Source organism: Micromonospora sp. NPDC047557, from assembly GCF_043205095.1.
In the GTDB taxonomy this organism is placed as follows: Bacteria; Actinomycetota; Actinomycetes; order Mycobacteriales; family Micromonosporaceae; genus Micromonospora.
Window position 1 is genome coordinate 322,413 of the sequence record NZ_JBIDDK010000005.1, and the last position, 24,826, is coordinate 347,238.

Consider the following 24,826-nt stretch of genomic DNA (forward strand, 5'->3'; position numbering starts at 1 on the left):
TCCACAGTGGATGCAGCGGTGGCGGTGGGGGTGTGCGGGGAGAAGGCCCGGACGCATCGACTGTGAGCGATAACATGTCGTTCGTCAAGACGTAACGTATGACGTCAGTTCACTCGTGGGAGCGCCTGCTTCGGGCGGGTCCCCTTGAGATCCCCGATTCGACCATGACATTCTTGGCCGTCGATAACCTGCTGCGCGCGGGGCTGACGCCCGTCCACTGGGCAGCCGGGACCGGACCATGGATCCCGGGGGACGGAGCACGAGCGATGGGGCGCCGGGGCCTGTCCGTCCACGAGTCCGCCCGCCGCCGCGCCGCTTTCTGCCGGCCGGGGTGACTCACTGTCGTTTCCCGAAGGAACCCAGCCATGCAGATACCGAACCGCCGCGCGGCGCTCCTGGCGGGCGTGCTGCTCGCCGCGAGCGCACTCTCCGGCATCCACCCTCCGACAGCGATGGCGGCGGCCGACCCCGGCGCCGTCGCCGTGACCGTGAACGCCCGCGCCGGGCTGGCGCGGGTGTCCGACACCGCGTTGGGCGTCAACCACGCCATCTGGGACCAGAACCTGGGCACCACCGAGACGTCGGACCTGCTGCGCGACGCCGGCGTGCAGATGATGCGCTATCCCGGCGGCTCGTACGCCGACATCTACCACTGGAAGGACCACACCGCACCCGGCGGGTACGTCGCCCCGAACACCGACTTCGACACGTTCATGGCGGCGGTCAGGCGGGTCGGCGCCCAACCGATGATCATCGCGAACTACGGCACCGGTACGCCGGCCGAGGCGGCCGACTGGGTGCGCTACGCCAACGTGACCAAGGGCTACGGCGCGAGGTACTGGACGATCGGCAACGAGAACTACGGCAACGGGCTCTACGGGTCGGCGTGGGAGGCGGACGACCACCCGGACAAGAGCGCCAGCCAGTACGCGCGGCTGGTCGTCGAGTACGCCGACGCGATGAAGGCGGTCGACCCGAGCATCAAGGTGGGCGCGGTGCTCACGATGCCGGGCAACTGGCCGGACGGGATCACCGCCGGCGGCGACCCGGGCTCCTGGAACCAGACCGTGCTCTCCCTCGCCGGCCCGAAGATCGACTTTGTGGACGTGCACTGGTACCCGGGTGGCACCGCCGCCGAGTCGCTGACCCGCACCAACCAGCTCCCCGACGCGACGTACCTGCTCCGGCAGCAGCTCAGCCGGTACGCAGGCCCGAACGCCGACCGGATCGGCATCAGCTTCACCGAGCTGAACGTCGACGCCGGCCGTACCACGCAGCCGGCGGCGCTGTTCCTGGCCGACGCGTACAGCGGGCTGTTGGAGAACGGCGTGTTCACCGCCCAGTGGTGGAACGTGCACAACGGCATCGGCACGGTGAGCGAGGTGGCGGGCCAGACCGACTACAACGACTTCGGCATGCTCTCCAGCGGCACCTGCACCGCCGACGGCTCGGTGTGTGAGCCCCCGTTGAACACGCCGTTCGCGCCGTACCACGCGCTGAGCATGATGAAGCTCTTCGCGAAGACCGGCGACCAGTTCGTGCGCGCCGGCACCGACGAGCCCCTGGTCAGCGCGCACGCCGTCCGGCGGGGCAACGGCGACCTGGCCGTGCTGCTGATCAACAAGGACCCGGACGCGGCCCACGACGTCGCCATCGACTACGCCGGGTTCACGCCGTCGACAGCCGCGCCGACGGTGTCCACCCTCACCAACGGCGCGACGGGCATCGCCACCGGCCAGTCCGGCTCGGCGACCAGCCGGACGCTGCCGCCGTACTCGTTGACGACGCTCGTGCTGCGCCCGGCCGGCGCGACCGCCGGGCGGCCGTCGGCCCCGGGCCAGCCCACCGCCAGCGGCGTCACCGACCGGGGCGCGACGATCACCTGGCCGGCGGCCACCGCCGGCAGCAGCCCGATCGCCAAGTACGAGGTGTACCGGCAGAACGGCGCGGTCAGCGAGCAGCTCGGCGAGACGGCGACGACGTCGTTCACGGTCGGCAACCTGGTGCCGGGCAGCAGGTACACCGTCAACGTGCTGGCCCGCGACACGGCCGGCCGGGTGTCCTGGGCCTCACCGCCATTGACGTTCGCCACCGGCAGCCCGGCGACCAGCGCGTGCACGGTCCGCTTCACCACCAGCAACGACTGGGGCAACGGCTACATCGGGGGCGTCGAGATCACCAACAACGGGACGAAGCCCATCACCGGCTGGACGCTGACCTGGACCTGGCCGACCGGGTGGCAGCAGGTGAGCAGTGGCTGGAGCGCCACCTGGGAGCAGGTCGGCAGGGCCGTGCGCGTCACCCCGACCAACGACAACCGGCAGATCGCCGTCGGCGCCAGCGTCAGCGCCGGCTTCGTCGGCGCGTACAGCGGGCCGAACGTGCTGCCCACCGCGTTCACCCTCAACGGCACCGTCTGCGCGACCGGCTGACCGCGCCCGTCGACGATCGTGATGCCTGTGAGGTGTCCAGATGACCCACAGGCATCACGATCGTACCGACTCCGGGGGTCTGTGATCGACCATCGTGGACGGTATGCTGCGGGCTCGGCGGGGAAGGGTGGTCGGCCATGACGCAGTCGGAGCCCAGGCTGAGCCTGCAGACCGACCGGCCGAACGCGGCGCGGATGTTCGACTACTACCTCGGCGGCAAGGACAACTTCGCCGCCGACCGGGCCGCCGCCGAGATGGTGTTGCAGGTCGCGCCGTGGATGCCCGAGGCCGCCCGGCAGGGCCGCGACCTGATCGCCCGTACGGTCCGCCACCTCGTCGAGGAGAAGGGCGTCCGGCAGATCCTGGACCTCGGTTCCGGGCTGCCGACCCGGGACAACGTGCACGAGATCGCCCACCGCATCGACCCGGGCGTACGCGTCGTCTACGTCGACAACGACCCGGTGGTGTGCGCCCACGGGCGTGCCCTGCTCGCCGACGCGGCGACGGTGTCGGTCGTGCAGGCCGACCTGTGCCGACCCGCCGAGGTGCTCTCCCATCCGGAGATCGCCGCCGCCATCGACTTCGACAGCCCGGTCGCGGTCCTCATGATGTTCGTGCTGCACCTGGTGCCCGACGAGCAGGTCCCGCACCACATCGTGGCGACCTACCGCGACGCGCTCGCCCCCGGCAGCTACCTGGCGCTGTCCCACGCCAGCACCGACGTGCACCCCGACCTGATGGCCCGCATCTCGGCGATCTACGCCCGCGCGAACACGCCGTTCGTACCGCGCGGCCACGCCGACGTCACCCGGTTCTTCGGCGACTTCGTCCTCGAGTCGCCCGGTCTGGTCAACATGTGGCCGTACCCCGAGCCGCCCGCCACCGTCGACGCCGAGGTCGCTCGTACCGGCTACAGCGGCGTGGCCCGCAAACCGTAACGCTGAAGGCCAATCGGGGTCTGAGCGTCATCCGCTCCCCGAGCTTCAGCCGCCGGCCCAGTCCGGCGCTGGCACGACGGGGATCTGGGGCTCACCGCTGATCGGTTCGAGGGCGTGCACGATCCGCAGGTAGCCCACGGCCGCGGCGTCCTCGTCGGTGAGCACCCGGCCACTGCTGCCGTCGGTGCTCACCAGCAGCCACCTGTCCGGATAGACGCTCCCGTCGTCGACCACAGCCCGGACCCGGAACGCGCGGGCCAAGGCGATGGCCAGATCTAGTTCCCCCTGGCCGGTGACATCGGCCAGTTCGGTGTCACCGATCAGGGTCCAGCCGAACTGTTCGTCGTCGTCGGGCGGAGTGAACATGGCGACCGGCCGAGGGTCGTCCGGCGAGCGGTCGGCGATCCGCCCGACATAGACCGCCTCGGGCGCGATGCCGTAGCTCTCCTTGAGGAACGTCCGCAGGGCGGCCGGGGGTATCTCCCGCTCGAACTGGATCTGGTAGATCACCACTCACCCCCGGTACATCCGGTGCTGACGAAAGACCTCAAGCGCCCGGTCCCGGTGGGCCTGCGTGATGTACGGATCCCTGGACAGCTCGGCATTGGCCGCGTCGAGGTCGCCCTCGAACTTGATATACGCCTTCAGCGCTTCGTACTCCTGATGGTTCAACGCCTCGAGGCCGGGGCCCGACTCGGGAACGACTCTTCCACCCTTGAAGAAGTAGGTGCGCCCGTTCACCAGGTAACGCTGGCGGCCGGCATCCCAAGTGGCTCGACCGTTGTTGATGTCGTCGATGTCCTTGGCGACGTCCGTGCTCGGAAGAACTACCGTGTTGGTGTTCTTCGTACGGCTCCTGGGCTGGATGCTGTTCAGGTTGTGCCGATGGTGGGGAGGCATCAGCGGGGTCTTCCCTGCAGGGCCGGGAAAGCTCTTCGAAGACGTGGTCGGGGCTACCGCACCCGTCGGAGCGCCCGGTGTGGCCGTCGGTGAGGCCGCCAAGGCCGCCGAGGTCGCCGCGCGGATCGCGGTGGCGCAGCGTGCCGCGGCCGCCTGATAGAGGCCCTTTGCCTGTAGCGCGGAGGCCCGCGCCTGCTCGCGTTCCGCCTCGCACAACCGCGCGGCCTGACCGATACGGACGACCATCGTGAAGACCGGCTCACGTTGCCCCGCCGCGTACGACTCGTTGAGCCCTCGCCAGACACCCGGTCCGTAGGTGCGCCTACCGGTCAGGCCGCAGAACTGACCGAGGAGGTTCTGGTACTGACTGTCGGCGACCGCTCCGAGGCGCAGCGCGGCCCGGGACTGCGCCTGGACGCGCCCCAGCTCGTTGGCGAAGACGGACAGGGCCTGTGCGCAGGCGAGGTAGGCGTCGGCCAGGGCTTTCGCCTCGACGGGCAGTTGTGCGAGTTCGCGGTCGACGGTCGCGGCGAAGTCGCCCCGGAGGGCCAGCGTGCCGCTGTTCGCCGCGATGGATCGCAGTCGGACGTGGTGCCCGTTGGCCGTCCCGGCCCGGCGCTGGAGATCGGCCGCCATCGCCTGGATCGCGGCTGGTTCGCCGGGCGTCGGATCACCGTCGTAGAGGTCGAGGACCTGCCATTCGTCCATGTCGGCCGGTGCTCAGCCGTTGATGCCCCCGGCCAGCCGGGCGTCCAGGTCCTGGTGTTCGCGGACGACCCCGACCAGGAAGGACGACATGCCCTCCAGACCACCGATCATGTTCTGGGCCCCGGTGGTCCACTGCTGGTAGGAGTCCTGGAAACGACTCGACGCCAGTTGGGTGCGGAACTCGCTGTTGACCAGTTGGTCGATCATCGCCTTCAGGGCGGCCAGCTTCTGGGTCATCTCCTCCTGCCCGCTGGTCAGGCTCCGGGCCGCCGACTGGAGACCCTCGTAGCCGACGCTGACGTCACTCATGAGTCTTCCCCTTCGAAGGTTGGTTGGTCGGCAGCTGACTGCCGAGTGCGCTGTCGAGCCGGGCGTGGCCCGCGACCACACCGTCGAGCCGGGCCGCGGCCGCCGCCACGGCAGCCAGCAGGGCGGTCTGGTGCCGCGTCGCCGCCGTGGTGAAGTCCTGGAGGGCCGCGTCGACGTCGCTCGAACCGGTCGGCGTGAGGCGCGGGCTCCGCTGCCCGGTCGACTCCAGATCGGAGCGTACGCGCGTCAACTGGCGGGCGGCGTCGAGGACCGCGTCCCGATCGAAACCGAACCCGGTCGCCATCGCCCCGTGACCCCCTCGCAAAGCCGCATCTGCGTCGATCGGAGTCGGCCTCGCGGACCACTGGCGACGGACCCACCAGGATGGTCAGTCGGTTGTGGACGGACACCGGCCCGTGACCGGGCGGAGTATCGTACGCGCCGACTGTAGTGGTCGATGGCAAGGAGCGCGAGGGTGCCAGATCCCCAGCCGGCACAGCGGCTCGTCGCGGGTCGCTACCGGTTGGAGAGCGTGCTCGGCCGGGGTGGCATGGGGGTCGTCTGGCGCGCGACCGACGAGCTGATCGGGCGCGTCGTCGCGGTCAAGGAGGTCCGCGCGCCAGCCGGTCTGACCGGCGAGGAACGCCTGCTGTTCGGCGAGCGGGCGCTCCGGGAGGCGCGGACCGCCGGGCAGATCAACCATCCGGCCGTCGTGGCGATCCACGACCTCGTGCCGGCCAGCGGTGACGACGAGGCCGTCTACATCGTGACGGAGCTGGTGGACGCCCCCACGCTGGCCGACCTCCTCAATCAGGGGCCGTTGCCGCCGGCCCGGGTGACGGCGTTCGCCGTACGCATGCTGGACGCGCTGGACGCCGCGCACTCGGTCGGCGTCGTGCACCGCGACGTCAAGCCCGGCAACATCATGGTGCTCCCCGGCGACGCGGTGAAGCTGCTCGACTTCGGCATCGCGCAGGCGGCGGGGGACGCCCGGCTGACCCGCCACGGGATGATGGGCTCGACCGGGTACCTCGCACCGGAGCTGTTCCACGGCAGCGACCCCACGCCGGCCGCCGATCTGTGGTCGGCGGGTGTGACCCTCGCCCAGGCCGTCACCGGTGAGCTGCCGTTCGAGCGGGCTTCCACCGCGGCCACTCTGCACGCCGTTCTGTACGACGACATCCCGGCCATGACGTGTGGGGAGCCGCTGGCCACGGTGATCAACGGCCTGCTCACCCGGGATGTGGCGCAGCGGCTCACCCTCCAGCGGGCCCGCGACCTGCTCGCCGTTCCGGTCGAAGCCGGGGCGACGGGCCGCCGGGACAACACCGCCTCCGCGGCAGCCGCCGACCCCGACCCTCCCGCCTCCGACGGCGTCGAAACCGATGCCGAGCCGGGCGAGTCCTGGGAGCGGCAGGCCACGACCGTGCACCCGGACCGGTCCACGCCACCTCGCCAGCGGCAGAGCACGGCGTCAGCACCACAGTCGACCGGGGCGCAGGCGACCACGTTCCTCGTCGAGATGCCGGGGAAGACCGAAGGCCCCCTCACGCTGGCTCGGCTGGTCCTGGTCGTTCTCACGATCTGGGCGGTTGTCCTGTTCGTCGGGGTGGTGACGGCCAGCGCCCTTCCCGAGTGGCTGCCGATCCCCGCCGCTCTCACCGCGCTGGTGGTGGCGGGTTGGACGCTGGCGGAGGCACTCGAAGACTCGTGGCACGGCACGCTGCGGTTCGGCTCGGACTCCCTTCGCTTCCAGGGCTCGCGCGGATCACCGCCCGACCTGTCCTGGACGCATGTCGCCAGCATCGCGGTGTGGCCCGGCGCCGGGTCGCCCACCGGCACCTCCCGGCTGGGAATCGAGCTGTCGGCGCGTGCGCCGACGCCCGCGCCGGCGCACGGGAGGGTGTTCCAGGGTCCTCCGGAGCGGGGTCGAGGGCCGATGTGGCTCGTCGGGGACATCGGCGTCGGCCCGAAGACGATGGCAGCCAGGCTGGGTGCCCTCGTCCCTGATCACGTCCCGATCGATCAGTCCCGGGAGGTGCCGGGCTGGGCGGCTCGGGCGTTCCAACCGCTCGGCCCCCGACGATCGGGGGTGCTGCTACGGTTCGTGCTGTTCGCCGGCCTCATCCTGTGCGGCCATCTGTTTCTGCACCAGCGGAATTCCACGATGGTGACGCTCGCCGACGACGACGTCAGCGCGGTGGCGTTCAGCCCGGACGGCGCGACGCTCGCCAGCGCGGACGCCGGAACCTTCGCGATCACCTTCTGGGATGTGGCGACGAGGAAGACGGCAGCCATCGTTGCGGGGCACCGCGAGGAGGTCACGGCGTTTGCCTTCAGCCCCGACGGCAAGACCCTCGCCAGTGGTGGGCGTGACGGCGTCATCAAGCTCTGGGATGTCGCCAACCACCAGGTCAGGGCGACGCTCGTCTTCGACGAGAACGACACGGTCACCCGGGTGCTGTTCTCTCCCGGTGGGGACAGCATCGCGGCCGTCGGTTACGGCGACGTCAAGCTGTGGCCGATGGCGTTGCTGGGCAAGCCGATGGACCTGTCGGCCGGGGAGATGAAGGTCCAGACCATTCGCTTCACCGCGGACGGACGTGTTCTCGTGGGCCTCGACGGGCAGGGCGGTGTGCGTGCCTGGGAGACGGCCAGTGGCCGCAGCGCCGCCCGGATCAACGGACCCATCGCGCCATGGGTGGACTTCAGGTCCGACGGTCAGACGCTGATCCGGGCCTCCGGCTCCGGCGCCGTCGTGGCGACCCTGGACGGCGGGTCGCACCCTCCCGACTCGGCTGCCTTCGGGCCGGGCGACCTCTTCGTCACGGCCGAGCGGGGAGACGTGCGGATCTGGCACACCACCACCGCCCGGACCGCTTACCGGTACAAGCAGGGCTTCCTGGACTCCGACGCCCTGCCGTCCGAGGCGGTGGCAATGGCTCCGCGCGGCGAGATCGTCGCCCTCGGCGGCGACGAGGGGCTGCGGCTGTGGACGTACGGCTCGGCCGGGTGAGGACGCCGCGATGATCCTGCGAATGACCGTGCGGGACGCCGACACGGGGGCGACGCACGACATCGAGGTCAGCGCCGCACCGGCCACCAGTGTGCGATCCCTGCTGGCCGCGCTGCCCATCCCGGCCACCGGCCGCCGCTGCTTCGCCGGGGCCGTCGCGCTGGACCCGGCCGCGCGCCTGGCGGACACCCCGCTGCTGGCCGGCTCGGTGCTCAGCGTGGGCGGCCCCGGACCGGCCGGTCGTCTCGTCACCGACGGCGCGGTGGGCGTACTCGAGGTGGTTGCGGGCCCGGACGCGGGCCTGGCCGTCATGCTGCGGCCCGGAACCCACCCGATAGCTCGCAGTTCCTCGGCGGCGCTGCCGCTGCGTGACGCGGACGTCTCCCGCCGTACGCACGCCCTGCTGGAGGTGGCGGCGGACGGCACGGCCACCCTCACGGATGGCGGATCGAGCAACGGCACGTTCGTCGACGGTGCCCGGATCACGCACACGACCGCCGTGGCGCCGACCAGCGCAGTCCAGATCGGCGGGAACGATCTGCGGTGGAAGCCGCTGCCCACCGAGGCGCGGCGGACCGTCCGGGCCCCGGATGGTCGAGTCGACTTCGACCGCGCCTTCGCCCGTGCACCGGTGATCCCCACCATCGAGGTGTCCATGCCGGTGCGACCGATCGTCACCCGGGGGCCGGTGGCTGCCGGGATCCTGCTGGGCGGCGTGGGGTCCGTGGCGGCGGCCCTGTTCACCCACACGCCGATCCTGCTGCTCGGCGCGGCGATCTCGTTCGGAGGCTTCCTGCTCAACCAGTCCGCGCAGGAGAAGCAGGACGCCGAACGCCAGGCCGAGTTCACCAAGGCGAAGAAGGCCGTCGAAACGGCGATCGCCGCCCAGGTCGAGGCCGAGCAAGGGGTACGTCGGGCGCTCGCGCCGAGCCCCGCCGAGATCGTCGACATCGCCGGCGGTGTGCGATCCGGTCTGTGGACCCGACGCGCGGGGTCACCGCACGCGCTGGCGCTGCGGGTTGGTGTCGCCGACGAGCCGGCGTCGGTGACGGTACGCGGTGAGCCCTGGCCGGAGTTCCGCACCCCGAAACTGCCGGCCGTCCCGATCACCGTGGATCTGGGCGCCGTCGGTGTGCTCGGCGTGACCGGCGCGGACGAGGCTGTCCACGATGTCCTGCGCTGGCTGCTGCTGCAACTGGCCACCCTGCGCGCCCCCGACGATCTGCGGATGGTGCTGCTCAGCGCCGCAGAGGTGGGCGACCTGACCTGGGCGCGCTGGCTGCCGCACGTCGACGCGGGTGACACCGCGCCGTACTCGTGCCGGATCGGCAACACCGCCGCCACCCGCGCCGAGCGGCTACGGGAGCTGCGTACCCTCGTCGCCTCCCGGCGTGCCGAGCGCGACCCGCAGCGGTTCGCGGACGTGGTCGTCGTCCTCGACGGCGCGCTGGCGCTGCGCGACCTGCCCGGGATGGACGAGGTGCTGCGGGACGGGCCTGCGGTCGGGGTGTACCTGATCTGCGCCGACCGGCACAGCATGAACGAGTGCCGGGGGCTGATCGAGACGTCGGGGGACTCGGCGCGCCTCACCGGCAGCCCGGACGGCCAGGCGGTGACTGTCGACGCCGACGTGGTCGATGCGACGACCGCGGAGCGGCTGGCGCGGGCGTTGGCGCCGATGCGGGACCGGGCGACCCTCGGGGCGGCCCAGAACGCCATCCCACGGGCGGTGCGCCTGCTGGAGCTCCTCGGCCTCGGCACGCCCACCGCCGCCGACGTGCTGGCGCTGTGGCAGCGGGGCCGGGGTCCGCGTACCCGTGTGGTGCTCGGCGCGGATGCGACCGGGCCGGTCTCCGTCGACCTCGCCGGCCAGGGCCCGCACACCATGCTGGGTGGCGCGACGGGCGCCGGCAAGAGCATCCTGCTGCAAACCCTTGTCACGTCGTTGCTGCTGGCCAACCGGCCGGACGAACTCAACCTGGTGCTCGTCGACTTCAAGGGCGGCAGCGCCTTCCTCCCGTTCGAACGCTGCCCGCACGTCGTCGCCCTCATCCGTTCCACGGGTGAGACCCCCGCCGACGTGTTCGACGACGCGGCGGCGGCCCGGGTCCTCGCCTCGATCCGGGCGGAGGTGAGCCGGCGCGAGTCCCTGCTGGCCCGCTACGACGGCGAGATCGACAGGTACTGGCGCAAGCGCCTGGGCGGGGTGGCCCTGCCGCCGCTGCCCCGACTGGTGCTGATCTTCGACGAGTTCGGGCGGGTGCTGGACGCCTCTCCCGACTTCGTCAAGGAACTGGTGAACGTCGCGGCAAAGGGCCGCTCGCTCGGCATGCACCTCGTGCTGGCCACGCAGTCGTTGCAGGGCAAGCTGTCGCCGGAGTTGAAGAACAACGTGTCCCTGCGGATCAGCCTGCGACAGAACGAACCCGCGGACAGCACCGAGGTGCTCGGCGTGCCGGACGCCGCCAGCATCCCGGGCGCGCTGCGCGGGCGCGGCATGATCCTGTGCACCACCGCCGAGAGCCGCGTCCCGCAACCGTTCCAGTCCGGCTATCTCGGCGACCCGCCGCCGGCGGGTGGGGCGGCACCCGCTCTGGTCCGGGTTCTGAGCCCGACGGACCTCGGCGCGGCGCGACCCACCGTCGCGCCGACGGCCGGCGGCGGGCCCACCGACCAGGAACTCGCCATCGCGGCGATCGAGGACGCCGCGGAGCGGTCCGGGCTACCGGCACCCTTCCGACCGGTGCTGCCCCCGCTGCCGGCCACGCTGACGGTGGACGAGCTTCCGGCACGGTGGACCGCCGCCGCGCCGAAGACGGCCGTACCATTCGGCCTCGTCGACGACCCGGCACGTCAGGCGCAGCCGGCGGACTTCCTCGACCTCGCCGGGGTCGACCGGCTCCTTGTCGCCGGTGGCCCGCAGTCCGGCCGGACGACCTTCGCCCGGACCCTGATCACCGGCCTGGTCGGCCGGTTCCGGCCGGACCAGGCGCACCTGTACGTCGTGGAACGGCACCCGGCGGGCCTGGCCGAGTACGCGGCGTTGCCGCACTGCGGCGGGGTCTTCTCGCCCGCGGAGCCCGACCGGATCCGTCGCCTGGTCACCTGGCTCGACGAGGAGATCCAGCGCCGCGCCGGCACCGCGCCCTCGCCGGACACAGCGCGTCCACACATCGTGGTCGTCATCGACGGCTGGGAGCACTTCGAGGACCACGGCGACCCGGCCTTCGTCGAGACGTCCCTGGTCGCCACCCTGCGCGGCGTCATCAGCGCGGGCACGCCGCTCGGCGTGCACGTCGTGCAGATCGGCGGCCAGGACATGCTCACCCACCGGCTGCCGTCCCTCTACAACCGGCGGCTGCTCCTGCCGTTTCCCAAGGAGGAGACGCGGCGGATGCAGTTGCAGACGGGGATGGCCAGCCCGCCGGTCCTCCCCGGACGGGCCATCGACGCCGGCAGCGGACGGCACGTGCAGGTGTGCCTACCGACCCGGTCGGTCGCGGACCTCGCCGCCGAGCCGCACGACACGCCTGCGCACCGGCGGCCCCGGCGGTTCCCCGCCCTGCCGTCCCGCGTCGACCTCGCCGCGCTCGACACCACCGCGGCGGGCCAGGGCCGGTCGACGTGGATACCGCTGGGTGTCGGTGGGCCCGACGCCACCACCATCGGCGTCGACCTGTTCGAGGCCGGACCGCACCTGATGCTGATCTCCGGGGTCGGCGGGACCGGCCGGACGACGGCCGCCGCCACGATGGTCCACGCGCTGCGCCGACGCGGCATCGGCGTACTCGCCGTCGCGCCGCCGCAGTCCCCGCTGCCGGGGTTGCTCTCCGACGACCCCGGGCTCCGGGTGGTCACCGGCGTCGCGATCAGGGACACCGACCTCCGCGAGGCCGTCGCGGCCTTCGGCGACAGGCCGTACGCGGTGGTCGTCGACGACGTCGACCGGATCACCGTGCTGCCCACCGAACAGGGCTTCGCGAGCAGCCCCACGCTGCTCGACGACATCGTCCAACCGGCGGCTCGCGGCCGGCAGGCCCTGATCGTCAGCGCTGACGCCGCGCCCCTGTTGACCGGCTTCCCCAGCCCGCTCACCCGCCTGGTCAACGCCGTCATGCTGGCCGGGACACGCCTCGTGCTGGCACCGAGCAACCGGACGACGGCAGTGGCCCACAGCATCACCCTGGAACCCGACCAGTACCTCACCGGCCCACCCGGGCGCGGCTACCTCTCCACGGGTCGTACCCCGGTGTTGGTGCAGGTGGCAGCACCGTAGGTCGACGTCGGCCTGATTGTCAGGTCCGTCCCGGCGGGCGTGCTGAGGTGCGGGTCAGGGTCGGGGTCCAGCCGGCCGCGACGAGAGCCCGGCGGACGGTTTCGGCGACCTCCTCGGGGCGGGCGCGGACCAGCCAGGCCGGGAAGCGCAGGATCCGGTCGCCGCTGGTCCAGACGTCGTTCTGCCGACGCATGTCGGCCGCCCACTGCCGGGCGTCCATGTGGTGCGCGCCGTCGATCTCCACCTGCACCCGCCATCTTTTCCAGTACGCGTCCAGCCAGCGGTTGCGGCCCGCCGCGTCGACCCGGCGTTGTTGCAGGTCCGGTGCGGGCAGCCGATGCTGTCGGCACAGCCGCACAAAGTTGATCTCGGACAGCGCCTGCGCGCCGCCGCTGATGTCGCCGACGGTCTGCCGGATCAGTCGTCGGCGGGGTGCCCGGGGCAGGACGTCGAGCACGGCATCCAGCTCCGCGGGCAGCACGCGGCGCTGTTGGCAACCGGCGGCCAGCACCCCCTGCGCCTCGTCCACACCGGCCGCCCATCCGGCGGCGTCCACGAGGGCGCGTGCGGTCGTCGTGCGCGGCGGGCGGGCGAGCTGGAGATGAGCGTCGGGGAGGACCGTGGTGCGATGGACCAGCACAGCGGGCATGTCGATCGGAAGCCGCCGCAGGCTGGTCCGCGCGGCGCGACGGTCGGCGGGCACCAGCACGTGCAGGGGTTCACGCCGCAGTCCCCGTACCCCGGCCTCGGCGGCGGCGGTCACCCCGGCCAGGACCGCTCCCGGGCCGGCCGCCAGCACCGCCACCCACAGTTGCTGGTCGCGGGTCAGCCGGCTGTTGCCGGTCAACAGGACCCCTCGGCACATCGACCGCCAGCGGCCGGTGCGGATCCGGCTCCGCACCACCCCCTCGCCGAGCAATCGCGCGGCTTGCGCGGTCGTCAGCACGCCCGCCTGCTCGAAGGCGAGCCATTCGAGAGCGTCAGCGTCATCGGCGGGCAGCATGTCGTCGAGCGTTGCGGTTGGTTGGTCCCCGCGCCACCAGATCTTGGACAGTTACCGTCCGCGGAGGACGGTAACTGTCCAAGATCTGCGCGGACGCTGTTCCCGGCTATCGGGGGAGGCCCAGGCGGTGAAGCGTTCGGTCAGGTTGGCGGGTGGGGGTGGGGTGCTCGGGTTGAGTGCGGCAAGGTGGGCGGCGGCCTCGGCCTGAAGCGCCGACAGGTGGGCCAGCAGGACGGGCCGGCCCTGGTCTTCGGGCCGGCGTCGTGGCGGGCCTTCGTCGCCGAGGTCACTCGGCGGTCGTAACCCACCCTTGAAACGTGCGGAAGCGCCCGCCCCCGAAACGAGGGGACGGGCGCTTCACTGTGCGGGGTCGGTCAGGCGACCACCGACCGCAGCGGCACTCCGGCGGCGCGCAGCGCGCGTACCAGATCGGCCGTGAAGGGGTGTTCGTCGGCCTGGAGCCCTTGCGGGTTCGGGATCACGACGTACGCCGAGGTGCCCTTCGCGGACGTCCGGGCGTCGGTGGTGAAGCGTTCGACGATGGCCCGCGTGCGCGCCAGGTCCGTCGCCGCCACCTCGATGGTGGTCGGCCGCCATCCGCCGCCCAGGTCCGCCGCGACCGGCGCGGCGGCGGCGCTGGCGCGCGCCGCGTCGGTGCCCGGCGTGCGTCGGGCGTCGGGTGCGCCCGGCGGGTAGAGCAGCGCGTTGGCCACCAGGTGCAGACCATTCTCGTTGTACGCGCGAAAGAGCGGGTTGAACGCGAACAGCACCGACCTGCCGGCGCCGGTCGGCTCGTCGACGACGGCCGCCGTGCCCTTGAGTGTGTCCGCGCCGACGGTGTAGCCGTTGGCCCAGAACGTGTCGCCGGTCGGGTAGGTGAGCACGTTCGTCCCGGTGGTGCTGGGGTTGAGGATCGGGTCGCTGTTGTTGAACTCGAAGTCCTCGGCGGGGCGGCCGAGGGCGACCGGGTTGTCGGTGTCGACGTCGACCCGCAGGTGCGAGCCGATCACCAGGTAGTCGGCCGGTTTGGTCTTCTCCGTGGTGGAGGTGAGCCCGGCGGCGCGGGCCAGCCGGGTGCCCTCGTTGCGCAGCCCGACGTAGGTGTGACCCTGGGCGATCCAGTTGCGCAGGTTGGCCTGCCCGGCGGCGGTCAGTCCGCCGGTGGCGCTGCTGCCGTCGGGGACCAGCAGCACCGTACGCCCGGTGAACGCCGCGGTGTTGTCGTTGATGTCGGCAGTGTTGACCGGCTTGAGGTCGAGGCCCCACCGCTTGCCGAGCACGTACCGGGCCTCGCCGTGCGAGCCGGACGTGGTGGAGATGCCGGTGCCCTGGAACAGCCCGACGTCGGGCAGTTCGAGGCGGGTCCCGGTGGGGCGCCCGCCCGGGGTGAGGGTGACCCCGGCGGCCTCGGCCAGGTCGTCGACCGTACGGCTCAGCCGGGTCGCCGGGATCGCGACGCGGTTGGTGTCGAGGTCCCGCACGAGCGGCACGCCGCGGCCGAGCAGGGTGAAGGTGAGCTCCGCGGCGGCGGCCGAGTCCAGCGGGTACGTGTAGGAGCCCCACGGCCACGCCAGCCCGCTGCGGCCGCCGGAGATCCCCCGGACCGGCTGGGCCTGCGGGCGGACGGTGTCTCCTGTGTAGATCGTGGACACGCCCATCAGCAGCGGGTTGCTCCAGGACGACACGTCGTAGAAGTACGGGAACGGCACGTACGGGTCCTCGCCCATGATCGCCTGGATCCAGTGTTTCTGCGGCTGGTCCATCGGGATCCAGTACGCGCCCTTGGGCACCGTGACGTTGGTGGCGCTGCGGCCGCCGAAGACCCGGGCGGTGGGCACGCGGGTGGGCTTCTGCACCTCGTACACCTCGACGTCCATCCGGCGCAGCCGCTCGACGAGGCGGCGGACGTCGGCGAGCTGCCGGTCGGGCAGCAGGAAGTACGAGCGGATCGTGATGGCCGGCACCGGGAACTGGACCTCGTTGCTGGGCTGCACCACCTCGTTCGGCTCCAGGGCGCCCGCCCGACCCTCGGCGAGCGCGTCGGTCCAGATGTCGAAGTAGCCGTCCAGCACCTCGCGCTTGTTGGCGGCGGCCCAGCCGAGCGTCGACCACTGGGTGTGGAACTGCTGCTGCACCCGGTCGGCGACGGCCGAGGCGCTGCCCTTCTCGTACGTCATGCCGGCCGCGCCGAAGCCGGTGGTCGGCACGGTGTCGCCGTAGCCCATGAAGAACATGTCGTACGTGTCGTAGTTGAAGTAGCACTCGGTGGTGACCGTGTCGTCGCAGGCGCCGTTGTAGCCGAAGCCGGCCTTGTTGGCCTCGCCGATCCGGTTGATCCAGTCCACCGCCTCGCCGGCGATCTCGTGGTGGATCGGGTCGGCGTTGGGCGGGAAGAAGTACTGCCGGCCGCCCATCTCGTGGGCGTCGATGTAGACCTGCGGCGGGTAGCGGCGTAGCAGTTCGAGCTTGCCGTCCGTCTCCTGCTGGGTTCGGGCGAACCAGTCCCGGTTCAGGTCGAAGCCGAACTCGTTCTGCCGCCGGGTCGCGTCGCGGCCGTCCGGGTTCTGCGTCGGGACGATGATGGTGACCAGGTTGTCGTTGCGCCGCGCGACCTCGCAGGACAGGCCGGCGGCCAACTCGTACAGCGTCTTGAGCGCCGCGTCGGTGCCGCTCTTCTCGCCGCCGTGCACGTTCGCGGTGACCCAGACGATGGCCGGGCCGTCCTTCGCCGTCCGGGCGGCCGTCCGCGCGCTCGTCCGGCGGGGGTCACGCAGGTCGCGTACGTCGTCGGCGATCTTCCGCAGGGCGGACGGCCGCACGTGGCGTTCGTTGGACACCACCGCGTACGGCAGGGGCTGGCCGAGCACGCTGGTGGCCGTCACGCCCGTGACGACCCGGTCGGAGGCGCTGTCCACGGCCCCGAGGTAGGTGCGGACCTCGTCGTTGGTGACGACCCGCTCCTGTCCCGTCCCGAGGGGGAAGCCGAGCACGGCCTCCGGGGTGGGCACGCTGGCCAGCCGTGCGCTCGGGTCGGTGCTGCATCTCGACGGTTGGGTGGCGCTCGCGGCCGGAGTGCCGCCGAGCAGGGGAGTCAGACCGAGCAGGAGCGCGACGGCGGCGGCACCCGCCAGTCGCTTCGGGGGGACCATCCGGATCGGACGCGACGGTGGGGCCATGTCTCGGGTTCCCTTCTTGGGGGAAAGCCTCGCAGTGGCCGGAGCCTATGAACCGGCCGACACGGCGGTCAAGGGCTGATCGACGCCGATGATTGCGCGGGATGCCGGGGCCGGGTCCGGCTGGCAGGATGGCGGGTGGCCTGTCGTCGTCTGGAAAGGGGAGACCGTGCCGGAGACGATCACGCTCTCGGTCCGTCCGGATGTTCCGTCCGCCGATGCGCGGCGCTCTCTGGCGTCCTGGCTGCGCGCCGAGGACCGGCTACGGGACGGGGTGACCACGACCCCGTCCGACGTCCTGGGTGTCGTCGTCGACGACGCCGGCGCCGTCATGGTGCTGGTCCAGGCGATCGCCGGCTGGCTCACCCACCGTAGGGAGGACGTGACGGTCCAGCTCGACCATCCCGGCTGGTCGGCTGAGGTGGACGTGCGCGGTGCGCGGGACATGGCTCAGGTGACCGCCCTCATCGAGGCCGCGGTGCGTGCGCTGACGCCCCAGGAGCAGCGCCCGTGATCACGTGATGCTCAGTGGTCATCACATGATCACGGGCGTCGGGTGCGCCTACCGGGTGGTCAGGCCGAGGCCGATCGTCTTGGTCAGCGTGGCGTTGTCGTCGTCGCCGTCGAGTGACCAGACCATCGCGCCGGCCAGGCCGGCCCGCCGGATGTAGAGCATCTTCTGCAGTACGACGGCCGGGTCGTCGTACGTCCAGAAGGTCGTGCCGTCGAAGAGCCAGGCGTGCCCCGCGCGCAGGTCGCGGTGCACGGTGTAGCCATTGCCGGCCAGAATCTTGAGCTGCTTGTAGTCCTCGTACCCGGCCTCGAAGGTCGCCGGGGCGGGCCCGGCGGCCGGCTGGAACAGGCCGTTGCCGCCGCCGGTGACGCCGGTCCAGCCGCGACCGTAGTAGGGGATGCCCAGGACCAGCTTGTCGCGCGGCGCCCCACGGTCGAGCCAGCCGTCGATGGCCACCTCGACGGAGAAGTCTGGGTTGTCCGGCGAGCCCGCCGGCACGCGCAGCGCCGACTGCTGGTTGGCCACGGCCTCCCAGCCGCCGTGGAAGTCGTACCCCTGTACGGTGGCGAAGTCCAGGTACTTGAAGATCTTGCGGCCCTCGTAGCCGGCGTCCATCGTGGCCGGGTTGGCCGGCAGGAAAGCGGTCAGCGGGTGGTGCGCGCGGGTCGTGCGACCGTACGCGTCGAGCTGCCGGCGGAACTCGGCCAGCAGCTTGGTGAAGTTCTCCCGGTCCTCCGGGCGGATGACGTTGCCGGGCTCGCCGTCCCAGTTCGGCCACTCCCAGTCGAGGTCGACGCCGTCGAAGACGCCCGCCGCGGCACCCGGGCTGCCCGGGAGGTTGCCCTTGAGGTACAGATCGATGCAGGACGAGACGAACGCCTTGCGGGAGGCGTCGGTGCGGGCGGCGTTGGAGAAGTACGTCGACCAGCTCCACCCGCCCAGCGAGATCAGCACCTTGAGACCGGGGTGCTTGGCCTTCAGCTTGGCGAGCTGGCCGAAGTTGCCGTTGAGCGCCTGGCCGGGGGCGTCGGCGACGCCGTCGACACTCTCCTCGGCGGACACCGGCCGTTGGTAGTCGGCCCAGGCGTCGCCCTCGCCCGGCCCGCCGTCCACATAGCAGCGGCCGTCCTCGCTGACGTTGCCGAAGGCGTAGTTGAGGTGGGTGAGGCGGCTCGCCGCACCGGAGGCGTCGAGCTTCTTGATCGTGAAGGCCCGGCCGTAGATGCCCCACTGGGTGAAGTAGCCGACCCGGTGGTAGCCGGGCTGGCGGTCGGGCCTGGCGCTCGCCGCGGCGGGCGGGGCGGCGGTGAGCAGCAGGGTCGCCAGGGCGACGACGGCGGTGAGGCGGCGGTGACGCAATTGTCGCATCGGCACTCCCACGAGGGATCAAGCAGAATAGTAAAGACACTTATCTGATTGATGAAGTTAAGCCGATCACGCTGTGCGGTCAAGAGCCGTCCGTCCGCCGCCATCCCCGCGGCGGACGGTCAGCCGATCTGGCTGTTGTCCTTGAGCGACCCCCAGCCGTGCCAACGGTCGATCTCGATCAGGGCGCTGACCCGACCGCGATCACGCCGGGGATAGGGGTTGCCCGTGTAGTGCCGGGACAGCCGGTCGATGTCCGTGAAATCCTCGTCGGCGCGCAACTCGCCGACGTGCCCGATGATGCTGACGTGGGTGTACCAGCCGGCCTCGTCCAGCACCGTGAGGGCGACCCGAGGATCGTTGCGGACGTGCTCCAACCGGCGGCGGCTCTCGTCCATGTTGACCAGGATCCGGCCGTCTTCCCACAGGTACCAGGTCGCGGCGGACACCGGCTGACCACCCTTGCGAAGCGTGGTCATGACGGCCGGGTTCGGCTTCTGCAGCATCTCGACCGCGGCCTCGGGAAGCGGTGGCTTGGACATGAAGGCTCCTCCTCGCATGAGCGTTTACCCCTGCACGGTACGCACCCGGCCGGCCCGCGCAGGGCAGGACGCGGATCACGGCGTGCGGGAGGCCGGGGGACTCAGTCGCCGACGGGGAAGCCCGACCTGGCGAGGTGTCTTTCCCCGTCGACCTCGTGATCCCTGGTCGGTTCGGTCGCTCCCGCCGCGACCAACGGCAGGTCCGGCACGCGACCGAGTCGTGCGAGGTCGTTCAGGCGCTGCTCCTCGGTGCGTGCGCGGCCCCAGGCGGCGAGGCACACGGCTCAGCGCAATTCCTGGATGCGGACCATGTTGCCGGCCGGATCGCGCAAGGCACAGTCGCGGATGCCGTACGGCTGCTCGGTCGGCTCCTGGACGATCTCGGCGTCGCCCGCCTGCACCTTTTCGAAGGTGCCGTCCAGGTCCCGGGTGGCCAGCAGGATCCACCCGTAGGTGCCCTTGGCCATCATCTCGGCGATGGTGCGCCGCTCGTCCTCGGTGATGCCGGGGTCAGCGGCCGGCGGGGCCAGCAGGATGGACGTGCCGGGCTGGTCGACAGGGCCGACCGTGATCCACCGCATCGTGCCCTTCCCGACGTCGCTGCGGACCTCGAAGCCGAGGACGTCGCGGTAGAAGGCCACGGAGGCGTCCGGGTCGACGTGCGGAAGAACTGTCGTGTGAATGGTGATGTCCATGCTGGCCATGCTAGGTAGGGCCCTCGGCCGGTACTTCTCGATTCCTGATCGATGCGGCGGGTGGCGGGCGCGGACGCACCCGCGTGTGCGGTGTCCCGGCCGGCCGGAGAGGATGGGGCCATGACCGATCCCGTACTGCCCGGACGCGTTGTCGTCACCGGCGCCACCGGCAAGCTCGGCCGCGCCGTGGTCGCCCACCTGCGCGGCGTGGGCGTCGACGTGCTGGCGGTGGACCGCGTCGGCGGGCGCGACCCCCGCGACGTCGACGGCGAGTTCCTCCTCGTCGACCTGACCGACTACGGGCAGGTGGTGGAGGCGTTCACCGGAGGCGCCGACGAGCATCCCGGCGGCGTCGAAGCGGTCGTGCACCTGGCCGCGGTCCCGGCGCCCGGGCTGATGTCCAACGCGGCGACGTTCGCGAACAACTCCGCCGCCACGTACAACGTCTTCGCCGCCGCCCGGGCGGCGGGCATCAAGCGGGTCGTGTGGGCGTCCAGCGAGACCGTGCTCGGGCTGCCGTTCGACACCCCGCCGCCGTACGCGCCGGTCGACGAGGAGTACGCGCCGCGACCGGAGTCGACGTACTCGCTGAACAAGGCCCTTGAGGAGGAGATGGCGCGGCACTTCTGCCGGTGGGACCCGGAGCTGGTCATGGTGGGTCTGCGGTTCTCCAACGTGATGGACGTCGAGGACTACCTGCCGTTCCCGTCCTTCGACGCCGATCCGTGGTCGCGGCGGTGGAACCTGTGGGGCTACATCGACGCCCGCGACGGCGCCCAGGCGGTCGAGCGGGCGCTCGCGTACGACCGGCCCGGCGCGGACGTGTTCATCATCGCCAACGCCGACACCGTCATGAGCTCATCGAGCGCCAGCCTGATGGCCGAGGTCTACCCGGGTGTCGAGATCCGCAAGGACCTCGGCGAGCACGAGACCCTGCTCAGCATCGACAAGGCGCGGCGGGTGCTGGGCTACGAGCCCCGGCACTCGTGGCGCGACCACGTCGACCAGTTGTAGGCCGCCTCGGCGCGTAACCCGGTTGTGCCGTACGACCAGAATGTATGCGTGGCCCTCGATATCGATCACGTGTACGTGCCGGTCAAGTTCGACCTCGGCGGCACGGTGCAGGACGTGGAACCGGCGCTCCCGCTGCTGGCCCGACTGGGCGCCACCTCGGTCGACGTCGTCCAGCACGAGGAGACCCGGGCCTACAACATCTCCTACCTGGCCACCCACCCGCCGGTGTTGCAGATCTCCCTCGGCACGTCGGCGGTGCGCATCGGCCGTACGACGTGGGCGACCAGCACCCAGATCGTGATCTACCCGGCGCTCGGCGTGATCTCGGTGGATCTGCGGTTCGCCGCGCCGGAGCCGGCGGTCAGCACCGAGGAGATCTGCCGGTTCTACGACGACCTCGTGCGCGAGAACACCCTGGACTACTTCCGGCACCTGCGCGACCTGGACACCTTCCCGCCGAACCTGGCCGGGCACCTCAGCGTGATCGAGGCCGAGCCCCGGGAGCACGGTGGGCTGACGGTGTCCGCCCACGTCCAGGCGGTCCGCGCCATCCTGCGCGAGTCGGCCAGCTTCGAACCCCGGGAACGCCGCTACCCGTTCCAGAACATGCGCCAGTTCTTCGTCCTGCGCGGTCCCGAGCGGGCCGAGAACGAACCGCTCGTGGAGTCGCTGCTGCGGCTCTCCGCCCTGCCGGTGACCCCGGGCACGGCGGCCGACGACGGGCCGCTGCGCCTGCCCGGTCTGCTGGTCCGCACCACCGGCTGGTCCACCGTGGCGGTCCTGCACGACGGGGTGGAGGGCGCGTCGGCGGCGGCCCGCATGGTCCAGGACATGTACGGCCAGATCCACGCCCAGTGGTTCTTCTGTCAGCTGTGGGTGGGGGTGGACCCGAACGACCGCGACGAACTCGTCGGGCCGGGTCACTCGCTCGGCGCGCGCATCACCCAACTGGCGCGGGTGCAGTTGCAACTGAGCCGAGGGCTGGCCGAGGTCGGCAACGTGGACCTCATGTACCGCGATCCCATGCGCATCGCGGTGGCCACGTTCCTCATCGACGGGCTGCGGGTTCCCCGGCATCTCCAGGCCGCCCGGCAGCGCCTCGAACTGCTGCGCAGCAACCTGAGCCAGCTCTTCGGGTTGCAGACGGCGCTGTTCCAACAGCGCCTCCAGTGGCTGTTCGCGGTCACCGCTGTCGCCGGCGTCGCCGCGCTGCTGCCGGAGATGCTCCAGGTCGACAGCATGCGCTGGCGGATCGTGACCATCGCCCTGTTCGGCGCGTTGGCGCTGTTCTGCTGGCTGCTGATCCGGCTGCTCGGCCGTGCGGGCCTTCGCACGGACCGTCGGCCCCGGCAGACCCGGACGAGGCGGGGGACCGCCCGAACGAGGCGGTGGCGGCGCTGGGGGCGCGGCGTCGGCCGGGCGCGAGCCGGCGTCGGCGACCGTCCTCCGGGCGATCCGGCATAACCACCGGGCGTACCGACAGACCGGGATAAAGTCCCCTCAACGGGTACGAGGCGGGACCGGGTCGGCGAGGGGGTGCGGCCATGCTGACGCGCACCCGGATGCGCGGGCTGGCCGACAGCAGGAGCCCACGCTCGGCGACAGTCCTGGAACTGCTCTTCGACATCGTGTACGTCTTCGCGCTCGCCCGCCTCGCCGGCCGGGTCGCGGACGACCTGACCATCGTCCGGCACACGCTGCTGTCCGAGGCGGGCCAGACGCTGCTGTTCTTCACAGCGATGTGGATGATCTGGTCGCTGAACGCGTTGCTGGCCAGCACCTACGACCCTCGCCGGGTCGAAATCCAGGTCGTTCTTCTCGCCACGATGTTCGGCACACTGGTGCTGGCGGTCTCGCTGCCGCAGGCGTTCGGCCAGCGCGGCATGATCTTCGCCTGCACGTACGTCGTCATCCAGCTCGGCAGACCGCTCTACCTGGCGCTCGCCCTGCGGGGCCACCCGGCCCAGATGTTCTCGTTCCGGGTCTTGGCCTGGCACACGGTGTCCGGGGTGTTCTGGATCAGTGGCGGCATCGACGGCGGCCTCGGCCGTGGTGTCCTCTGGTCGCTCGCGCTCGCCGTCGAGCTCGTCGGCGCGGCCTCGCACTGGCCGGTGCCGCGTATCGGCCGTGCGCCGCTCGCCAACCTGGTCACGGTCTCCGAGGTGCACCTCGCGGAGCGGTACAACCAGTTCTTCATGATCGCGTTGGCCGAGGTGGTGCTCGAAACCGGCGCCGCCGTCAGCTTTCCAGGCTTCTCGACCGAGCGGACCATCACCCTCGTGGCCGCCTTCGTGGCCACGGTCTCGTTCTGGCGGATCTACTTCTACCACGTGGGGCCGGGCCGGCAGGCCACCGGCAGCGCCGGCGGTGAGGGTCTGCAACTGTCCCGGTGGGCGAGCTACAGCCTGCTGCTCATCGTCGGCGGCATCATCTGCACCGCGGTCGGCTTCGGGCAGGTCATCGAGGACTCACACCCGCCCATCGACTGGGCTCTGGTGGCCATCATCTTCGGCGGCCCGGTGCTGTTCCTGATCGGGCGGAGCTACCTGGAGCGCAAGTACCGTTCCGCGCGGCGCTGCTGGATGCTGATCGTCGGTGCGCTGGTGTTGGCCGTGGCGGCGCTGCCCAGCGTCCTTCTCCCGCCGGTCGCCGTGACCGCCGTGGCGGCACTGATCCTGGCCGGGATCGCCGTCGCCGACGGGCGGGTCCACAAGCGCGGCGCGGAGACCAACCCGACGCTGTGAGCCGAGCCCGAAGACTGTTGTGCGGCTGCTGGCGCTTCGCGTATGTTGGCGGGCACGCCGTCGAGCCGAGAGGAGGTCAGAACAATGTCCGATGTTCTGCGCCCCCTCCGCGCACCGGCGTCCACGCGGATCTGACCCGGGGCGCTAGCTTTCCGGAGGTCCGCCATGACCAGTCTGGTCATCCGCCCGCTCGTCGCGGGCGAGGAAAACCTGTTCGACTCCATGCCCGATCCGCTGCCCCAACTGCGGCAGGTCGCGTACGCCGACGGCATCACCGGCGGCGGCTACCGACCCGAGAACACCTGGATCGCCCTGCGCCACGGCCGGGTGGTCGGGCGGGCGGCCTGGCTGCTCCCGCCCGGGGCGGTGGGCGCTCCCTGGCTGGAGCGGTTCGACCTGGCCGCCGAGCCGCAGGTGGGGGCCGCGCTGCTGCGTGCCGCGCACGAGGCGCTGGGCGGTCCCGGTCGGTACTACGCGGCCCTGCCCGCGCACTGGCGACGTCGACCCGAGGTGCTGGCCGTGGTCACCGCGCCGATGGAGGCCGCCCGACTCGCCGGCCTGGTCGAGGTGGGTGAGCGGCTGCGGTGCTCGTGGACGGGCACGCCGCTGCCGACGACCTCCGGCCGGTACACGTTCCGGCCGCCCGTCGACACTGCCGAGATCAACGCCCTGGTCGCCCGGGTCGCCGAGCCGGACGTGCTGACCGGCGCGGAGATCGCGCGTGCCGTCGGCGGCGTCGACCTGGCCACCGATCCGCTGGCCTGGCTGGGGGAGTCGACCGAGAACTGGCGCGTCGGCGTGGCGGGCGAGCAGCCCGTGGGCTTGGTCGGCACGGCCGGCGACGCCTGCTACCCACTGCTGGCGTACCTCGGCCTGCTCGACGACGCGGCGCGCGGTGAGCTGCTGGCCGAGGCGGTCCGGGTGCTCGCCGCCGGAGGCGCCCGGGAGGTGATCGCCGACGTGGACGCCCACCGCGTCGCGGTGCTCGCGGAGTTGGAGCGCACCGGGTTCCGGCAACTCCGCGCGCGCGTGCTGTTCGCCCCGCCGACCGAGGCGGCGGCTGAGCCTGCCGAGACGGCTGCGCGGGTCGGGACGCCGTAGTCGCGTGGGGTGGGGCCCCGGGCCCCCGGGGGCCCCCCCCCCCGCGCGGGGGGGCCCCCCCCCCGGCAGGCGGGGGGGGCCGGGCGGGCGTCCACC

Annotated in this window: 18 protein-coding genes; 9 read left to right on the forward strand and 9 right to left on the reverse strand. The window is 71.7% G+C overall.

Features of this window, described 5'->3' with window-relative positions:
- The first annotated feature begins 365 nt into the window (after positions 1 to 365).
- Together ACGGAQ_RS16265 and ACGGAQ_RS16270 are read left to right on the forward strand one after the other, a co-directional pair.
- On the forward strand, positions 366 to 2,432 hold the full coding sequence (locus tag ACGGAQ_RS16265) for a cellulose binding domain-containing protein (RefSeq protein ID WP_393049617.1): 2,067 nt from the start codon (positions 366 to 368) through the stop codon (positions 2,430 to 2,432).
- A gap of 137 nt (positions 2,433 to 2,569) precedes the next feature.
- Positions 2,570 to 3,370, forward strand: coding sequence for an SAM-dependent methyltransferase (locus tag ACGGAQ_RS16270; protein ID WP_354855694.1), 801 nt, complete (start codon positions 2,570 to 2,572; stop codon positions 3,368 to 3,370).
- Positions 3,371 to 3,415: 45 nt separating this feature from the next.
- Here ACGGAQ_RS16270 and ACGGAQ_RS16275 read toward each other — a convergent pair whose 3' ends face one another.
- The 4 genes from ACGGAQ_RS16275 to ACGGAQ_RS16290 are packed head-to-tail and all read right to left on the reverse strand — an operon-like array spanning position 3,416 to position 5,591.
- Positions 3,416 to 3,880 (reverse strand): hypothetical protein, encoded by a 465-nt coding sequence (locus ACGGAQ_RS16275; RefSeq protein ID WP_393049619.1) that lies wholly within the window; start codon positions 3,878 to 3,880, stop codon positions 3,416 to 3,418.
- Positions 3,881 to 3,883: 3 nt separating this feature from the next.
- Entirely contained in the window at positions 3,884 to 4,978 is a 1,095-nt protein-coding gene (locus ACGGAQ_RS16280) for a hypothetical protein (RefSeq protein WP_393049621.1), read from the reverse strand.
- 12 nt (positions 4,979 to 4,990) lie between these two features.
- Positions 4,991 to 5,287: a WXG100 family type VII secretion target gene (locus ACGGAQ_RS16285; protein ID WP_393049623.1), complete on the reverse strand. Its 297-nt coding sequence runs from the start codon at positions 5,285 to 5,287 to the stop codon at positions 4,991 to 4,993.
- Complete coding sequence (locus ACGGAQ_RS16290) at positions 5,280 to 5,591, reverse strand: hypothetical protein (RefSeq protein ID WP_393049626.1); 312 nt, start codon at positions 5,589 to 5,591, stop codon at positions 5,280 to 5,282. Before ACGGAQ_RS16290 ends, ACGGAQ_RS16285 begins: the two co-directional genes overlap by 8 nt.
- Before the next feature lie 171 nt (positions 5,592 to 5,762).
- Here ACGGAQ_RS16290 and ACGGAQ_RS16295 point away from each other — a divergent pair, with 171 nt between their 5' ends.
- Positions 5,763 to 8,303, forward strand: a complete 2,541-nt coding sequence (locus ACGGAQ_RS16295) for a WD40 repeat domain-containing serine/threonine protein kinase (protein WP_393049629.1) — start codon at positions 5,763 to 5,765, stop codon at positions 8,301 to 8,303.
- Positions 8,304 to 8,313: 10 nt separating this feature from the next.
- Positions 8,314 to 12,579 (forward strand): FtsK/SpoIIIE domain-containing protein, encoded by a 4,266-nt coding sequence (locus ACGGAQ_RS16300; RefSeq protein WP_393049632.1) that lies wholly within the window; start codon positions 8,314 to 8,316, stop codon positions 12,577 to 12,579.
- Between the two features lie 19 nt (positions 12,580 to 12,598).
- Here ACGGAQ_RS16300 and ACGGAQ_RS16305 read toward each other — a convergent pair whose 3' ends face one another.
- Both ACGGAQ_RS16305 and ACGGAQ_RS16310 read right to left on the reverse strand, forming a co-directional pair.
- Positions 12,599 to 13,582, reverse strand: coding sequence for a DUF559 domain-containing protein (locus tag ACGGAQ_RS16305; RefSeq protein ID WP_393049635.1), 984 nt, complete (start codon positions 13,580 to 13,582; stop codon positions 12,599 to 12,601).
- Between the two features lie 374 nt (positions 13,583 to 13,956).
- The gene (locus ACGGAQ_RS16310; RefSeq protein WP_393049638.1) at positions 13,957 to 16,731 is read right to left on the reverse strand and encodes a M14 family zinc carboxypeptidase; all 2,775 of its coding nucleotides are present in this window, start codon (positions 16,729 to 16,731) and stop codon (positions 13,957 to 13,959) included.
- Between the two features lie 193 nt (positions 16,732 to 16,924).
- On the opposite strand from ACGGAQ_RS16310, the gene ACGGAQ_RS16315 reads away from it, so the two are divergent.
- Positions 16,925 to 17,269: a hypothetical protein gene (locus ACGGAQ_RS16315; RefSeq protein WP_393049641.1), complete on the forward strand. Its 345-nt coding sequence runs from the start codon at positions 16,925 to 16,927 to the stop codon at positions 17,267 to 17,269.
- Between the two features lie 48 nt (positions 17,270 to 17,317).
- On the opposite strand, the gene ACGGAQ_RS16320 is transcribed toward ACGGAQ_RS16315, so the two are convergent.
- From ACGGAQ_RS16320 to ACGGAQ_RS16330, 3 genes are all read right to left on the reverse strand, one after another.
- Positions 17,318 to 18,637 carry a glycoside hydrolase family 18 protein gene (locus ACGGAQ_RS16320; protein WP_393049643.1) on the reverse strand — a complete coding sequence of 440 codons (1,320 nt, stop codon included), beginning with the start codon at positions 18,635 to 18,637 and terminating at the stop codon, positions 17,318 to 17,320.
- Positions 18,638 to 18,756: 119 nt separating this feature from the next.
- Positions 18,757 to 19,176 carry a PPOX class F420-dependent oxidoreductase gene (locus ACGGAQ_RS16325; RefSeq protein ID WP_393049646.1) on the reverse strand — a complete coding sequence of 140 codons (420 nt, stop codon included), beginning with the start codon at positions 19,174 to 19,176 and terminating at the stop codon, positions 18,757 to 18,759.
- A 284-nt stretch (positions 19,177 to 19,460) separates the two neighbouring features.
- Positions 19,461 to 19,871, reverse strand: coding sequence for a VOC family protein (locus ACGGAQ_RS16330; protein ID WP_393049648.1), 411 nt, complete (start codon positions 19,869 to 19,871; stop codon positions 19,461 to 19,463).
- 120 nt (positions 19,872 to 19,991) lie between these two features.
- On the opposite strand from ACGGAQ_RS16330, the gene ACGGAQ_RS16335 reads away from it, so the two are divergent.
- From ACGGAQ_RS16335 to ACGGAQ_RS16350, 4 genes are all read left to right on the forward strand, one after another.
- Positions 19,992 to 20,885: an NAD-dependent epimerase/dehydratase family protein gene (locus tag ACGGAQ_RS16335; RefSeq protein ID WP_393049651.1), complete on the forward strand. Its 894-nt coding sequence runs from the start codon at positions 19,992 to 19,994 to the stop codon at positions 20,883 to 20,885.
- Positions 20,886 to 20,933: 48 nt separating this feature from the next.
- Positions 20,934 to 22,349 carry a hypothetical protein gene (locus tag ACGGAQ_RS16340; RefSeq protein ID WP_393049654.1) on the forward strand — a complete coding sequence of 472 codons (1,416 nt, stop codon included), beginning with the start codon at positions 20,934 to 20,936 and terminating at the stop codon, positions 22,347 to 22,349.
- Between the two features lie 80 nt (positions 22,350 to 22,429).
- Entirely contained in the window at positions 22,430 to 23,629 is a 1,200-nt protein-coding gene (locus ACGGAQ_RS16345) for a low temperature requirement protein A (protein WP_393049657.1), read from the forward strand.
- A 165-nt stretch (positions 23,630 to 23,794) separates the two neighbouring features.
- Entirely contained in the window at positions 23,795 to 24,730 is a 936-nt protein-coding gene (locus tag ACGGAQ_RS16350; RefSeq protein WP_393049660.1) for an acetyltransferase, read from the forward strand.
- Positions 24,731 to 24,826 lie beyond the last annotated feature (96 nt).